This window comes from Leifsonia sp. KNZ13-11D (assembly GCF_056754895.1).
Genome location: NZ_JBPGWU010000001.1, coordinates 1499330 through 1514752, shown reverse-complemented (window position 1 = coordinate 1514752; position 15423 = coordinate 1499330). Strand labels below are relative to the sequence as shown.

General features: G+C 68.2%; 13 protein-coding genes and 1 other RNA gene. 6 read left to right on the top strand and 8 right to left on the bottom strand.

Annotated elements, in window-relative coordinates; genetic code table 11:
• Positions 1-37 precede the first annotated feature (37 nt).
• Genes ACR9Y5_RS07620 through ACR9Y5_RS07610 form a run of 3 tightly spaced genes read left to right on the top strand, consistent with a single transcriptional unit; the run spans position 38 to position 2493 of the window.
• Positions 38-436, top strand: coding sequence for a DUF7144 family membrane protein (locus ACR9Y5_RS07620; RefSeq protein WP_481297398.1), 399 nt, complete (start codon positions 38-40; stop codon positions 434-436).
• 54 nt (positions 437-490) lie between these two features.
• Positions 491-1906, top strand: a complete 1416-nt coding sequence (locus ACR9Y5_RS07615) for an MFS transporter (protein ID WP_481297397.1) — start codon at positions 491-493, stop codon at positions 1904-1906.
• A 59-nt stretch (positions 1907-1965) separates the two neighbouring features.
• A complete protein-coding gene (locus tag ACR9Y5_RS07610) occupies positions 1966-2493 on the top strand; it encodes a DUF1269 domain-containing protein (protein ID WP_481297396.1) in 528 nt (175 codons plus the stop codon).
• Positions 2494-2651: 158 nt separating this feature from the next.
• On the opposite strand, the gene ACR9Y5_RS07605 is transcribed toward ACR9Y5_RS07610, so the two are convergent.
• From ACR9Y5_RS07605 to ACR9Y5_RS07575, 7 genes are all read right to left on the bottom strand, one after another.
• On the bottom strand, positions 2652-3071 hold the full coding sequence (locus ACR9Y5_RS07605) for a type II toxin-antitoxin system VapC family toxin (protein ID WP_481297395.1): 420 nt from the start codon (positions 3069-3071) through the stop codon (positions 2652-2654).
• Positions 3072-3276: 205 nt separating this feature from the next.
• Positions 3277-3671, bottom strand: a transfer-messenger RNA (tmRNA) gene (gene ssrA, locus ACR9Y5_RS07600).
• A gap of 125 nt (positions 3672-3796) precedes the next feature.
• Positions 3797-4204 (bottom strand): hypothetical protein, encoded by a 408-nt coding sequence (locus ACR9Y5_RS07595; RefSeq protein WP_481297394.1) that lies wholly within the window; start codon positions 4202-4204, stop codon positions 3797-3799.
• Positions 4201-7560, bottom strand: a complete 3360-nt coding sequence (locus tag ACR9Y5_RS07590) for an ADP-ribosyltransferase (RefSeq protein WP_481299535.1) — start codon at positions 7558-7560, stop codon at positions 4201-4203. The genes ACR9Y5_RS07595 and ACR9Y5_RS07590 overlap by 4 nt, the downstream gene beginning before the upstream one ends.
• A 123-nt stretch (positions 7561-7683) precedes the next feature.
• Entirely contained in the window at positions 7684-8013 is a 330-nt protein-coding gene (locus tag ACR9Y5_RS07585) for a type VII secretion target (protein ID WP_481297393.1), read from the bottom strand.
• Positions 8010-8387: a WXG100 family type VII secretion target gene (locus ACR9Y5_RS07580; protein WP_481297392.1), complete on the bottom strand. Its 378-nt coding sequence runs from the start codon at positions 8385-8387 to the stop codon at positions 8010-8012. Before ACR9Y5_RS07580 ends, ACR9Y5_RS07585 begins: the two co-directional genes overlap by 4 nt.
• Before the next feature lie 90 nt (positions 8388-8477).
• Positions 8478-8813 carry a WXG100 family type VII secretion target gene (locus ACR9Y5_RS07575; RefSeq protein ID WP_481297391.1) on the bottom strand — a complete coding sequence of 112 codons (336 nt, stop codon included), beginning with the start codon at positions 8811-8813 and terminating at the stop codon, positions 8478-8480.
• Positions 8814-8930: 117 nt separating this feature from the next.
• Between ACR9Y5_RS07575 and ACR9Y5_RS07570 the strand changes: the two genes are divergently transcribed.
• From ACR9Y5_RS07570 to ACR9Y5_RS07560, 3 genes are read left to right on the top strand one after another with little or no spacing between them, the layout of a single operon-like run.
• Positions 8931-13367, top strand: a complete 4437-nt coding sequence (locus ACR9Y5_RS07570; RefSeq protein ID WP_481297390.1) for an FtsK/SpoIIIE domain-containing protein — start codon at positions 8931-8933, stop codon at positions 13365-13367.
• Entirely contained in the window at positions 13364-13987 is a 624-nt protein-coding gene (locus tag ACR9Y5_RS07565) for a hypothetical protein (protein ID WP_481297389.1), read from the top strand. The genes ACR9Y5_RS07570 and ACR9Y5_RS07565 overlap by 4 nt, the downstream gene beginning before the upstream one ends.
• Entirely contained in the window at positions 13984-14811 is an 828-nt protein-coding gene (locus tag ACR9Y5_RS07560) for an FHA domain-containing protein (protein ID WP_481297388.1), read from the top strand. The genes ACR9Y5_RS07565 and ACR9Y5_RS07560 overlap by 4 nt, the downstream gene beginning before the upstream one ends.
• Here the strand turns inward: ACR9Y5_RS07560 and ACR9Y5_RS07555 are convergent.
• Complete coding sequence (locus tag ACR9Y5_RS07555; RefSeq protein ID WP_481297387.1) at positions 14744-15391, bottom strand: DUF5666 domain-containing protein; 648 nt, start codon at positions 15389-15391, stop codon at positions 14744-14746. The genes ACR9Y5_RS07560 and ACR9Y5_RS07555 overlap by 68 nt on opposite strands.
• Positions 15392-15423: the final 32 nt, after the last annotated feature.

The following is a 15423-nucleotide window of genomic DNA, read 5'->3' as shown; positions in this document are numbered from 1 at the left end:
GCATCCTGCCGCCGAAACCCCAAGAGGAGGTGCCGAGATGTCTGAAGTCAGAGCGACAGGCTGGGTCGGTTGGGCGTATTTCGCGGCGGTCATGCTGTTCATCGGTGCCGGGATCGACCTGTTCTACGGAATCATGGCGATCATCGGGCCGAACACGGCGTACTTCGTGGGCTCCGGCGGGGGCGTCGCCTCGTTCAACGTCGCCGCGTGGGGATGGTGGTCGCTGATCATCGGCGTCCTGCTGCTGCTCGCCGGGCTGTTCCTTCTGCGTGGCGCGATGTGGGCGCGGGTGTTCGCCGTGATCGTCGCGGGCGTGAACGCCATCTCGCAGCTCATGTCGTTGCCGGCGCAACCGTGGTGGTCGATCGTCATGGTCGCCATCGACGTGCTGGTGATCTACGCGGTCACGGTCCACGGGCGCGAACTGCGGAGCTGAGCCGCACCACCCCCGTCGGCGCAGACCCGACGCACCGACCGGAGAGGACGCCGCATGACCGCAACGACCGCCCGGACCGTCGCGGGATGGACGCTGGTCCCGCTCGCGCTCGCGCAGTTCATCTGCTCGTTCGCCGGCTCGAACATGAACGTCATGCTCAACGACATGAGCAAGGATCTGGGCACGACGGTGGCGGGCATTCAGCTGTCGATCACCCTGTTCCTGCTCACGATGGCGGCGCTCATGGTGCCGTTCGGCAAGCTCACCGACCTGCTCGGACGCAAGACGTGCTTCCTGCTCGGGCTGGGGATCTACGGCGTCGGCGCGGTGCTGAGTGCCCTGGCGCCGGGGCTGGGGCTGCTCATCCTGGGCAACTCCATCCTGGAGGGCGCCGGAACGGCGCTGCTGATCCCTCCGGTGTACATCTTGGTGACGCTGTACTGGAAGGATATCCAGGGGCGGGCGCGCTCCTTCGGTCTGGTCAGCGCAGCGGGCGGGGTCGGCGCGGCCACCGGGCCCCTCATCGGCGGCTGGATCTGCAGCGCCATCAGCTGGCGCGCGGCGTTCCTGTTCCAGGCGCTCATCATCGTGGTCATCATCCTGTTCGCGCTGGCCCTCAAGGACCCGCTGCCGGCCGACCCGAGCCGGCCCTACGACACCGTGGGGGCGGTGCTCTCCGGCGGCGGCCTCGTCGTGTTCGTGGCCGGCATCCTGGCGATCGACCGGACGCTGTGGCTCGCGCTGCTGCTGCTGGTCGTCGGCGCCGCCATCATCGCGGCCTTCTTCGCCTGGATCCGGCGCCTGGAGCGCCGGAAGAGGGAGCCGCTGCTGTCCACGGCGTTGTTCCGCAACAGGGTCTCCAACCTGGGGCTCGTGACGCAGAACTTCCAGTGGCTGCTGCTGATGGGTATCTCGTTCCTGGTCTCCAGCCACCTGCAGGTGGTACGGCAGTACGACGCCATCGAGACCGGGGTGATCTTCACGGCGGCGACCGTCGGCATCCTCGTGTCCTCGCTCGCCGCCGGACGGCTCGTGCGGTTGGTGGCGCAGCGCACGCTCATCCTCACCGGCTTCATCGTCACCGCGGTGGGTGTCGTGCTTCTCCTCCTGGTGGGCGCGATCCCGGGCGGGTGGCCGTTCGTTCCGGGGCTCCTGGTGATCGGCCTCGGGATCGGGGTGATGCTGACCCCGAGCGTGAACGTGGTCCAGTCCGCCTTCGGCGAGGACCAGCAGGGTGAGATCTCGGGCCTGTCGCGCAGCATCTCCAACCTGGGCTCCAGCTTCGGCACGGCCATCGTCGGCACCATCCTCGGCTTCGGCGTCGACCAGCGCGCGGGCGGCTACGTGCTGGCCATGGCTGCGCTGGTGATCGTCGCCATCGCCGGCTCTGTGGTCAGCGGCTTCCTCCCCGGCAGCCGCGCCCCGCAACCCGTCGGGGCGGGCGCGGCCGCTCCCCCGAGCGCCGCCTGAACTCATCCGCACCATGCAGTCGCGCACCGGGCGCGGCCAAATCACGAAGGGATAGCACCATGACAGACCAGCCGTATGTGGCGATCGCCGCACAGTACGCGAGCGAGGACGAAGCCGTCACCGACTTCGACGCGCTCCACGAGCACTACAAAGGCTCCGGCAAGCACACGGACTTCGACGCGGCCGTCGTCGTCCGCGACAAGGAGGGGAACGTCTCCATCCCGAAGCGGGACGACGGCGACAAGCACCACGGCGGCCGCAAAGGCCTCGCCATCGGGCTCGCCGGCGGACTCGTCGTCGCCCTCTTCCCCGCGGTCGCTCTCGGCGGCGCGCTGATCGCCGGCGGAGTGGCGGGCGGCGGAATCGGCGCCCTCGCCGGGCACATCAAGAAGAAGTCGTCGGCCGAGGACCTGAAGTCGATCAGCGAGACGCTCCACGCGGGAAGCTCGGGCATCGTCGTCGTCGCCTCCCCGGCGCAGGCAGACGAGGCCGAGAAGCTGCTGGTGCACGCCACCGGCATCACCCGCAAGGAGATCGCGGTCGACGACGAGAAGCTCGACGACGAGGTGGCCGACGCGAGGGACTGAGTCGGACAAGGCGTGACAGCGACCGAGTGGTGGAGACGGGGGAATCGAACCCGCCGAGGCGCTCTGATGTGTGGGGCGAACACGCCCCTCCTGGTTCCGTCGAGCGGGGAGTTCCGTGGTGGCAGCATGCGGCCGGCGCATGCGCGCAAGCGGATCGCTTACGGAGAATTCTCGGATGAGCGCTGGGTGAACACGGCGCGGCCGGCGACCGGGGTGATGCCGGCGGCACCCTCGACGAGGCGCGGGTCATCCGTGACGAGAAGATCGGCTTGAAGGCGAGCCACTGCGAGGTATTCAGCCGGTCGAGGATCGGTCCATCCGAGGTCACGGGCGATCTTCCACGCGGTCGCCCGTGAGACCCGATCTCCCAAGAGCCGGATCTTCATCTCGGCGAATTGCTCCAAGTCACGCCGTCCCTCGTTCTCATCCAGATGCCCTGTCCGAACCTCGCTGAACAGGAGGTTCAACACGTCCGACCGGAGGACCGCGGGTGCCACGAGGTGGTGTCCTGCAGAAGGAACGACGCGGTGACGGATGAGGGCAACGCACGTCGGCGCATCGATGGCGAATCGAGTCATCTGTCGATCATCCGCGATTCCAATTGCAAGCACCACCGGATGTTCGTCGAGCAGGGACCTCCCGCGTACCGCTCCCAAGACCTCGAGCTGTCACTCCATCGCCATCGTTGGCGGGTCTACGTCGGGCCGCGATGGGCGAGCAGGGAACAGCGGTGACGCACAAGTGCGAAGGAAGGACTTTCAGCAACGCGTGACAGCGACCGAGTGGTGGAGATGGGGGGAATCGAACCCCCGTCCACTGCTGTGGTCATGTGCCTTCTACGGGCGTAGCCAGTGAAGTCGCTTTCTCGGTCCCGGAGCTTGTCGCTGGCACCTGCCCCGACGGACCCAGTATCAGTGGAAGTCCCTCTGCGCCCTGATGCTCAACGCAGAAGCAAGTCCCCTAGCTGACGCCAGGATCCGGGTAGGAGACGATTCCCGGACTGACGGTCTCTCAAATGGCGGAGGCGAACTTACGCCGCGAGGGCGAAGTCGGCCTTGGCCGAGACAGTGCTCTTGTTATTGGCACTTATTTTTTCGCATGGATCGTTAACGAGATAACCATGCATCCTCGACCCGCTTCTCACAGTCACGCAGTCAATGTCGAAACCGATCATCCCCCTGCGCGGCCTGAAGGCCGGGTCGCTGTCACGCGCTGTTGAGTTGTCCAGATACGGAGCCCGCCGACGAGCGGCGAGCTACTCAGTATACAACGCCGTGCGGCGCTCAGCATTCCCCCGCTGCCCTCAGCGGGCGGCGTCCCTCACGGCGCTCAGGCTGTCGAACGTGGTGGCCCTCCCGAAGTCGGGCTGCGCGCTGCCCTCGGGGGGCGTCGCGGCCAGCTCCTCCCGTGCCTGCTGCACGCTCAGTCCGCGGACCCTCGCCGAACGGAGGAACCGGATGTAGGGACTGCCGTAGATGAAAAAGGTGCCGCGGCTCAGGTATCCCGCCGCATCCTCATCGTCGGCGAACCAGAGGTAGCCTACGAGGAGGGGAGTCGTGTCGTCGGAGTCCACGGTGACTGGAACAGCGAGCACCGGGCCGGCGGCGTTGTTGTTGTAATCCGCGGGCAGCTCCAGCGAGGTGCCGAACGGGCCGGACAGTCTGTTCTCGGCACGCGCGCGAGCGGCGTCCTGTTTGTCGCGATCGTTCATGGTGTGGTCCCGTCGGTCGAGGGTGAGTGGGGAGAGAGAATGCCCGGCTTCAGGTCATCAGCAGAGGTCCAGGGTCTCACGGAGCCGAAGATCTGCCAGGTGATGCCCGTCCCCGACGGCGAGGGGACGATGTAGACGCCATCGCTATCGATGACGGTCACCAGCGGCGGCCGAAGCGTGAGTTCGTACTCGTTCTGGTACTCAGAAAAGGGCCGCATATACACCCCCTGAATCTCCTTGGGGACACGAAGGTAGAACTGCACGCCCCCCTGGCTGTGAGACGGCACGATCGGCCCCAGGGTCGTCGACAGGAATCCCGATTCCGTGATCGTGCTGCCCTCAAGAAAGAGCAAGTTGGTGATCTCCGGCGCATTCTTCCCTTCCAGGAATGTGTACAGGAAGTCAGGGTTCGTGCCACGACTGACCTCGACGTCCGACGGCAGCGCTGTCATCGTGGACTGGATCTGATCGACCCACTGCGACAGCTGATCGGTCGTGAATCGTGGATTCTCCCGCGGTTGATCGCGCAGAAATGCGTTGATCTCCTCGTAGGCAGGGCCGGTGTACTTGTTCAGTGCAGTCGTCTGAGGCGAGCTCAGGCCCTTCGCCCAGTCTTCGGACCAGGTGACCTGGGCCCACGCATGGCCCTCGGTGTGATTCCCGAACGGCTTGAATTCCTCGAACACCTCACCTGGCCGACGGATGCGCGGCGACGAGTCCGACGAGAGTGGCGCGACCCTTTCGATGATCTCTTCAATTGTCCCGCCTTTCAGGAGGGTGATCCCGCCACTTCCGAGGTCCAGGCCGCCGGGCAGCTCCAGCCGAAGCGGCCCGGGCACGTCCGGGTTGGGGAGCAGCGTCACGTTCCCCGAAAAGTGATGGTCGGGAGGGAAGGAATGACCAGGGTCCAGATAACTCGTGGTCACGACACCGTCCGGTCTCTTCGTCAGCATCACGCCCCCGTTCGGGAGTGTCATCCCGCCTGTCGCGATCATGTACCCGCTCGGCCCCTTCATGCCGCCGGGAAGGACGAGCGTCGCACCGTGCGGCACGATGCGTCCTCCACCAGGCCGAAGTACGGCGCCGGCAGGCTGAACGAAGCTCATGTCCATCTGCATCACGGCTCCGCTCGGCAATAGAAGACCGTTGGTCTTCAACGTGACGTCGTGAATGCTGGCGCCAGCCTTCAGCAGCACTGCGCCGTCGGGAAGGGCCACGTCGGTGGCGAACAGGCTGCCCGGAGGGAGGAGCGTTCCACCGGTCGGCAATCTCACACCGCCGTAGAGACTGCCCGGAGGCATCCACACCCCACCGAACCGAAGCTCCTGCCCGTAGACCATGGTCCCCGGTGGCAGCAACATCCCGCCCTCGGTCAGCGTCACGCGACCGATGCGCGTGCCCAGCGGGAGAAAGACCTCTCCCGACGGGAGCACCACACCACCGTGAGTCAGCACGAGGCCCGAAATGTGCTCAATACCCGGCCGGAGCAGGGTCCCGCCCTCGTCGACCGAAATGCCGTTGTAGTCGGCCCCTGGCCGCAAGGCCACAGTGCCGTCCGGCTTCAGCGTTCCGCCGGTCACGGTCGCGTCGTCAACGCGCGCGCCCGGCCCGAGCTCCACGTCGCCGCCGGGTCGCAACATGGCACCCTCGGACAGCTTCACGCCGTGGACCGTGAAGCCCGCCTCCAGCGGCACGTCGCCGTTCGCCAGCACCGTGGTGCCGCGCGGCAGATCCACTCCGTGGACGACGCCGCCGATCACCAGGGTTGCGGAGCCGTCCGGATGGACCCGTGTATAGGGCGGCAGCGACCACTGGCCGCTGGACAGCTGCCCGCTCGTTCCCCACGGCAGATCCAGGTCGCCGTCAGGGAGCCGGAAGCCGCCCTCGGTCAGTGTCACTCCGTATTGGGAGTGACCCTGAGCCAGCTCTTCGGTGCCGGCCGGATACCGGGAGCCCGGTCCGACCGTCGGCAGCGAGGGATAAATCGTGCCGTTCGGGCTCCAATAGCCATACTCATTGACGATGTAGAACGTGGAGCTTCCGTCGGGGTGGCTGATCGTTTTGGTGGTGCCCATGGGAAGATCCGCGCGGCCATCGAGAGTCTGCACCGTCGGCGCGGTGACGCCAGCTAGCGTCCCCTCCCCGCCGGGCGTGATCCCGATGCCCGGCCCGTCGCCAGTGGCCATCGCCGTCCCGATGGGCGCGTCCCCCGGACTCGTGGCCAGCGTCCCGCCGGGAGTCCCTGCGGGCGCCTTGGCTGCACCGCTGAAGCCGGCCTCGAACACGCCGCCGCCCGGCGGGGTGTATTTGGAGAGGAGCGAGACAGACGCGATCAGCTCGCTCAGGGAGAGCAGATTGTTGATCCCGCGAGAGAACCCGCCGTTCAGCAACGCGGCCGGCGTTTTCAGCGCCGCGATCACACTCACCGGCAACGCCTTCATCACCGCGCTCAGCAACGCCCCCAACGCATGCCCGACCCCCTCGCCCAGCCCCTCGAACAACAGGTTCACGAAGAAATCGACCAGGAACTCATCCAGGCTCATCTCCCCCGTCGCCAACCCGATCACCGACGGGATCTCCGAGATCAAGAACCCGATCACCAGCGTCAGCAACGCCGACACCCCCAGCAGGGTCAACACGATCGCCACGATCACCGCGATCGCCGTCACGATCCACTTGAACGCATCCGAGTTCGCCAACCACTCCCAGAACGAGTCCTCCCGCACCCCCTGATCCTTGGCCTCGTTCAACGCATGCATCATCGTCGTGGTCGCCGCATCAAACTCCTGCGCCGCCTCATCCACCAACCGCTTCGCCGCATCCAGCTCCGCCTGCGCCGCCTGGATCCCCGCCTGCGCCGACGACTTCTCCCCCGCCGCCGCATCCCGCGAACTCCGCGCCTGCGCCAACTCCCAATCCGACGGAATCGACACCCCCTTCGGCGGCTCCGCATCCCGATACTTATCCACCAGATCCGTCAACGAATGCAACCCCGCATCCGCCGACACCAACGCCTTCGACGCCGCACTCAACGCACTCTGCGCCGACGCCAAATCCGCCGACGCCACCACCGCCCGCGCCAACCCCTCATCCGCCCGCGACTGACACGACTCCATCACCGACGCGAACACCCCGAACCCATCCGCCGCCGTCCGGAAACTCACATCCGCCTTCGCCGCCTCCTCCGGCAAACTCCCCACCTTCGGCCGGAACGCATCCCCACCCTCACCACGCCAACCCCCCGACTCGCTCGCATCCGCAACCCGCGCAATCCCCACCGACACCGCATGCGCCTGCTCCGCAATCTCCCCATACAACGACCCCAACGCCCGAACCCCACCCGGATCACCCGGCACCGGATCCCGACCCCGACCAACCACCGACCAATCACCCGAACGCGACACCACACACTCCACAACACATCGAAGACAACAAGAAAAAAGCGGATAACCGATCTCGTGACCGGCTATCCCGCGCCGTTACGAATCAGGATGTGTGAGAAAGATCCCCACGCTTTGCATAGGAGGCGGATCGATCTGCTCCCCCAGGTCCGTATCCGTCTTCTCGTAGGCATCCGCCGATTGGCGGAGCGCCTGGCTCAGCTCGTCGGCGTGGTTCTTCAGCAGACGCCGACCCCTGTTCCAGTGCTCCTCGAACGTGATGGTCTTGTCGACCAGCCGCTGCGGCCCCAGTGCCTCGTCATACTGGTGGACGGCGCCCCAGGTCTCCCACATCTGGTCACGGACGTGCTCCAGGGCGGCGGCCAGGTCGCGGAGCTCGTTGGGGTCGACCTTGAGGATGTCGTTCATCGGACGTTCCTCAGATCGGACCCTGCCGAATTCGCCGAGGGGCTCTTGCTGCCGGCTCCCCCGCCGCTGCCCTCGCTCTTGCCCTGGAGGCTCATCGCGATCGCGTGATCTTGGCTCTCGTAGCTGGTGGCGATCTTGTCCATGTTGGTGGCCATCTCCTCCAGGTTGGTGGCGACCTTGCGGGCGGAGTCGTCGAAGGTGGCGTAATAGCGCCGGAACGCGGGAACGCCGGCGTCGGATTCGAATCCGCCCCCGTGGAGCAGGTCAACCGCGGCGTTCCCGACCACGTCAAGGACGTCTCGAACCTGGTTGGCACCTTCCTCCATTCGGCGGCCCACCGCCCGAAGGTCCTCATAGGTGACCGTAATCGGCACTGTGCGTCTTCCTTCCCCTGTGCTCGGGTGGATGGCGCCGACCCGGTGCGCTGGCAACCGGGTCGGCAGCCGAGGTCCTGAGCCCTACTGCTAGTCCATTGGCCTGGCGACAGCAAGGACGGGGGCGTCCTTGCCAGCGAACGAGTTCGCGATGTTGGCATCGAACTCCGCGACCGTCGCGCAGATCTGCCCGAACGCCTTGTTCATGCCCGACAGCGTCGCCATGAGGTCGACGCTGTTCTTGTTGAACTCGGCGAACATGGTGCCCATCGCCACGGATCCGTGGTCGGTAACAAATCCCTCGGAGATGAGCTGATCGATGGCTGCTTTCAGTTCGTTCAGCTTGGCGTCGATCTCCTGTTCGCCTGCGGCCAGCTTGGCCCCCGTGGCAACGAGGTCGTCATAGGTAATCTTGAAATTTGTCACGTGTACTCCTTGCTTGAGATTTCATAGTCAATGCGACGAAGCCCGATATTACTGACATATGCTTTAGCTCGCGCAAGTTCGCCGCTCGCACCCGCCCCCACCCGAGAAAGCCGACGAATGCTGATCACCGTGCACGACTCCGCCACCGGCGGACGCCTGCCCATCTTCGTCGAAATCAACCGCGACCTGCCCTTTTCCACGCTCGGCGCGACGCTCGTCAGCATTACGGGAGCTGATGTCTCGGGCGCGACGGCGGGTTACGACGTCGACGGAACGTTCGTCAGCGTCGACGGTCCGATCCATTCCAGCGGACTCCGTGAAGGCTCGCTCGTGACCCTGCACACCGAGGCGAGCATGCCGCGGCGATTCCGCCCCCCATCTGGGGTACAGCTGGTTCGGACGGTCTCCGGAGCGGACGCGGGATCCAGCGTGCACAGCGAGCCGGGCGTCGTTCTCATCGGCCGAGGCAGCGAAGGCCACATTGCGGTCACAGATCCGGCCGCCGACGAGATCGATCTCGGCCTCCTCATCGGAGAGGACGGGTCCGTCACAGTGGCGCGCGGAGCGCACGCCAGTCCGGCCACCCTCGACGGCGCAGAGTTGGAGGACGGACAGACTCTGACGCCCCAGAGCCAGCTGGCCTACGCCGACCGGGTGCTCCAGGTCGGCCCGGTCGAGACCACGCGCGCGGCCCTGGAGGACGACCCGGTGGAGGGGCTGGTCCGCTACAACCGCCCGCCCCGGATGCTGCCGCCGGAGCCCGACCCGAAGTTCCGCCTGCCGGTCGAGCCGGCCCCGCCGGACCGGCCGCCCCTTCCCCTCATCGTGGGCTTGATGCCCATGGGAATGGCGATCGTGATGTCCCTGGTCTGGAGAAATCCGGCCATGATGGCCTTCGGATTGATGTCACCGTTGATGATGCTGGGCTCCTGGCTCACCAATCGCCGCAGCGGACGCAAGCGCTACAAGAAGCGGCTGGCGGAGCATCGTGAGCTCCGCAAGCGGATCGAGGCGGATGCGCTGGAGGCCCTCGCCGAGGAGCGCGCAGAGCGGATGCGGGCCGATCCCGACCCGACGCTTCTCGCCTCCATCGCCGTCGGCCCCAGCCCCCGGCTGTGGGAGCGGCGCCGCGGCGACGACTCCTGGTTGTCCCTCCGGTTCGGCACCGCGACGCAGCCCTCACGGGTGACGCTGACGGACCCCGACCAGCTGAGTCACAAGCAGACCGTCGTCTGGGACATCCCCCATGCGCCGGTCACCGTCCGCCTCGGCGACGCCGGCGTCGTCGGCATCGCGGGCGGGGCCGGGTCGATCGACAGCGCCCGCCAGGTGGCGCAGTGGCTCTGCGCCCAGATCGGCGTGCTGCACAGCCCGAAGGATGCTCAGCTGTACTTCCTGACGTCGATCCAGCAGCCGGAGGCGCCCACGCGACCGCACCCGTGGGAGTTCCTGGCATGGCTGCCCCATACGGTGCCCGCGTCGCAGCGATCGCTCCGCGCGGTGGGCGCGACGACGACGTCGTTGGCGGCCCGGCTCGCCGAGCTGCTGCGCATCCTGGACGCTCGCCAGGCAGAGAGCGGTTCGCGCGCCTTCGACGGCGAGTCCGTCGTGGTGGTCATGGAGGGCGTCAGCCGGCTGCGCTCGCTGCCCGGCGTCGTGCGCATCCTCAAGGAGGGCCCACAGCTCGGGATCTACACGATCTGCGTCGAGAGCGACGAGCGGCTGCTCGCCGAGGAGTGCGACACCGTGCTCATCGTCGACGGCACGAACGCCCGGCTGGGACGGCAGAAGGCGGCCGCCCGGCTCGTCCTGCTGCCCGACCTCGTGTCACCCGACTGGCTCGACTGGACCTGTCGCGCGATCGCCCCGATCGTCGACACGAGCCCAGCGGAGACTGACAGCGCGATCCCGGCGACCTCGCGCCTGCTCGAACTGCTGCAGCTGGATCCCCCGACCTCGGAGGGCGTCCAGGCGCGCTGGGTGCTGAACCCGCGGTCGTCCGTGGCCGTCGTCGGCGAGTCGCTCGACGGCCCCTTCGCCCTCGACCTCGTGGCGGACGGACCGCACGGGCTCATCGGCGGGACGACCGGATCGGGCAAGAGCGAGTTCCTCCAGACGGTCGTCGCCTCTCTCGCCGTGGCCAACTCCCCCGAGGAGATGAACTTCGTCCTCGTCGACTACAAGGGCGGCGCAGCGTTCAAAGACTGCGACCACCTGCCGCACACCGTCGGGATGGTGACCGACCTCGACACCCACCTCGTGAGCCGTGCGCTCACCTCCCTGAGCGCCGAGCTGCGACGGCGGGAGCACCTCCTCGCCACGGCGGGCGCGAAGGACCTCGAGGATTACCAGGACCTCGCCGCGCGCCGTGGGCTGGAGCGCATCCCGCGGCTGCTGGTGGTCGTCGACGAGTTCGCCTCGCTCGTCCGCGACCTGCCGGACTTCGTCACCGGTCTCGTCAACCTCGCTCAGCGGGGGCGATCGCTCGGCATCCACCTGCTGCTCGCCACGCAGCGGCCCAGCGGGTCGGTGTCGTCGGAGATCCGGGCCAACACGAACCTCCGGGTCGCGCTGCGGATGACCGACGGGGGTGAATCGGCGGATGTGATCAACTCGCCGGACGCGGGACGCATCCCGACCTCACTGCCCGGCCGGGCTTACGCGCGCCTCGGAGCCGACTCGCTCATTCCGTTCCAGACAGCACGCGTCGGCGGTCGCTCGCCGCTGGAAGCCGCCCACGACGAGGCACCGGCGCCCATCGTCCGGCCCGCCTGGTTCGCCGACCTCGCCCTCCCGGCCCCGACGCACCCGGCGCGGACCGGCACGGGCGACGTGGAGCTCACCGACCTCCGCGCGCTCGTCGAGGCGATCACGGGGGCGAACGGCGCGCTCGACCTCCCCGAGCAGCGCCAGCCCTGGCTCCCGCCTCTGCCGACCGAACTCGCACTCGCTCCGCTGCTGGAGGGTGCGCGGAAGCCCGGTGCGTCGGAGGGGATCGTGTTCGGCATGCAGGACTTCCCGGCGGAGCAGGCGCAACGACCGGTCGGCTTCGACCCGGACCAGGACGGGCACCTCTTCATCGTCGGCACCGCGGGCGCCGGGAAGACGCAGGCGCTCCGCACCATCGCGGTGTCCGCGGCTGTCGCCTTCCCCACCTCCGACGTGCACGTGCAGGCGATCGACTGCGGCAACGGCGGTCTGCTCGCGCTGGGCGGACTCCCCCACGTCGGCACCGTCGCGGTGCGTCATCAGCCCGAGAAGGTGTCCCGCCTGCTCGACAAGCTCGCCCGAACGGTGCTGGAGCGGCAGAACCGGCTGGCTTCGGCCGGCGTGTCGAGCCTCGCCGAGCTCCGCCGGATCACGACCGGAGAGGACCGGCCCGCCCAGACACTGCTGCTGATCGACGCGTGGGAGACGTTCGTCGACTCGTTCCAGCAGATCGACGGCGGCCGGCTCATCGAGACGGTGCACTTCCTGCTCCGCGAGGGCGCCGCCGCGGGCGTGCACGTCCTCCTCACCGGCGACCGGACGCTGCTGACCTCCAGCCGCCTGGCTCCCCTGACCGAGAACAAGCTGATCCTGCGCCTGGTCGACCGGTCGGATGTGACCTTCGCCGGCCTCAAGGTGCGCGACCTGCCCGAGGAGATCCCCGACGGACGCGCGTTCGCCGCGATCACCGGGGTGGAGACGCAGATCGCGGTCGTCGAGCCGCAGCTGAGCGGCCAGGAGCAGACGGCGTGGATCACGGACCTGGGCGTCGAGCTCACCGCCCGCGACGCCGCCGTCCCCGCCGCATCGCGACCGTTCGCGATCATCGAGATGCCGTCGGCGTACCGGTTCGATCCCGCCGCCCACGGCGGTGTCGAGGCCGAGCCCGGGAGGCTGTTCCTCGGCATCGGCGGAGCAGACATCGAGCCCATCGCCCTCGCACCGCGCATCCACCGCGGCTTCGTCATCACGGGTCACGCGAAGTCGGGACGCTCGACCGCGCTGCTCCACCTGTCCCACCGCGCCCGCGCAGCCGGATTCGAGCTCGTCGTACTGGCCCCGCGCACCTCGCCCGTTCGCTCGCTGGAGGGAACGCCCGGAGTGCGAGCGGTGGTCACCGACCCGGCCCCCACCTCCGAACTGCTCGCTCCCCTGCTGCTCGAGACCACGGGACCCACGGTGGTCATCGTCGACGACATCGAGCTGCTGCGCGACATCGAGGCCGGCGAATGGCTGCGCGCGGTCGTCGCCGAGTCGGAGGAACGGGATCTGTCCTTCCTGGTCGCCGGCGACGCCGCAGAGCTGTTCCGCGGGTTCGCCAGCTGGATCAAGGACATCGCGAAAGCGCGACAGGGCGTCGTGCTCGCGCCCCGCGAGATCCTCGAAGGCCAGGACCTGGGCATCAAGCTCACCCGCCCCGACCTCGCGGCGGGAGCGGACTTCCCGCCCGGCCGCGGCTTCACGCACGATCCGCGCGGCGGCCTCACCGTCATCCAGCTGCCCCTGCCCGTCGACAACACCGACCTCACCGACAGTGATGACACCCCCGAAGGAGCCTCCTCGTGAGCGACACCCCTGAACATCGCCCCACAACGTTCTCGATCAACATCCCGTCCTCGTGGGATCAGCTCGACCTCCACCCTCGCACCCGCGACCGTGCGATCAAGACGATCGTGGCCGACCGGCTCGACAAGATCCCGGAACTCCGTCCCCGACGGTCGGAGATCGTCGCCCACGTGCGCGACCTCTCGCGCCAGGCCTGGGAGGTCGGAGCGCGCTACTGCGCCACGTTCGTGCAGCCGGCCGGCGACGGCCTGATCACCGGATCGGTGATGATCACGGTGCTGCCGCCCGCCGACGGCAAGGGGCGCAGCCCGTTGGATGTCGTGGCCGAGCACGCACGCGAGGGCGCGACCGCACGCAGCGAGCAGTACAACTGGGAGACGACCATGACGGACCTGCCCAAAGCGGGCCGAGCCGTCCGTTGCTTCGGCGTCCAGCCGATCAAGCTGGCCCCGACGCGGCCGCCCATCCCGTACGTCACGATGAACACCTTCGTGCCGTACCCGGACGGTGTGGCCCTCGTCACCTGCGCATCGCCATCGACCGGCATCGCCGAACAGCTCTACGAGCTCTTCGCTCTCATCACGGACACCTTCGCCTTCGACACCCCGGCCGCCGCATGAGACTGCTGCGACGCCGCCGCGCCACGCACGAGCCGTCCCTGCTCGGTCTGCTCGGACCCGAATCCCGGGCTCGGGTCACGGTGACCCCGCCGCCGCTCCCGCGGGCCGCGCCGACGGCTCCCGATCCGGGCCCGCTCCCCCGGCGCGTCGTCGACCCGCCGATCCGGGTCGCACCGGCGACGGACGGACGGCGGAGGGCGACCGTACCGCCGCCCCCGATCGCAGACCCTCCGGCGATCGGCGCACCACCGACGATCGGAGAACCACCGGCGATCGGAGAACCACCGGCGATCGCTCCATCATCGACAGGGCGGCGCCGGAGCGCGGACACGAGCACGACATCCCCGGCGGCGCCTTCACCTCTCCCGAAAGCATTCCCACCGACCGACGCCGACAGCCCGGGCTCGTGGCTGATCGCCTTCTCGACGGGCGATGTGGTGCATGTGGCGGGCCCCGGCGTGGTGGGTCGCCGACCGGACGCTGACGGGGGTTTCACGCACGTGGTGGCGCTGTCCGACGACGAACGGTTGCTCTCCCGCACCCATCTGACCTTCGGACTTACCGCCGAGGGCAGGCTGTGGGTGCAGGACGAGGACTCCGTCAACGGCAGCATCATCGATGGGGTGTCACTGCCGCCGCGCGTCCGCGTCGAGGTGACCGCGGGAACGGCCGTCCGCCTGGGGCAGTACACCGCGGTCGTTCAGCACGTCGCTGCGCCGCACGCGGCGAGCGATCGGAGCGCCGCGGGCCGCCCGATCACGAACCGGGAGTCTGCGGCGTCCCCGGCGTCGACGGCGGGCGGATCGGGAAGGCACTCACCTTGAGAACGCGCGTCGCGGTCACCCCGTCGGCCGAGCGGGTGCCGATGATGAGGACCTCATCGCCCTTCGCGAAGGCGGATGCCGTCGTCGGCTGCCCGGGGAGCCCGTAGGCGGTCGACGCGTCGACCGTCACGGTCACCGTGCCGCCGTTCTGGCGGGTCAGCGTCCAGGTGTCGCCGGAGATGGAGTCGATGGTGCCGCGGACCAGCTCGCGCGACGGCTTGCTCCCGTCGCCCTGCTTGCCGCCCGGGCCGCCTCCGTTGCCATCGCCCGGACGGCCCGGCAGTCCCGGGATTCCGGGCTGCGCCGGCGGCACCTGGTGCGGCTGGGACTGGGAGATGAATCGCTCACCGACGCGCATGGCGACGTTCGCGACCGCGAAGCCGCCCGCGGCGACGAGTCCGAGCAGGATGACGATGGACAGCACCAGGGTCGAGATCGCGAACGCGAGACCGTGACGCTTGTAGAACGGCTCACGAAGCCCATTCGGAGCGCCGGCCGGACGCGGGACTCCCGGCGCGTACGGGGACGCCGCAGGTTCGTGATGGGGCGGCAGAGGCTCGGTGGGCTGGGTGTTGCTCATGATCACATATAAGCAGGTCAGAGCACCAGGCG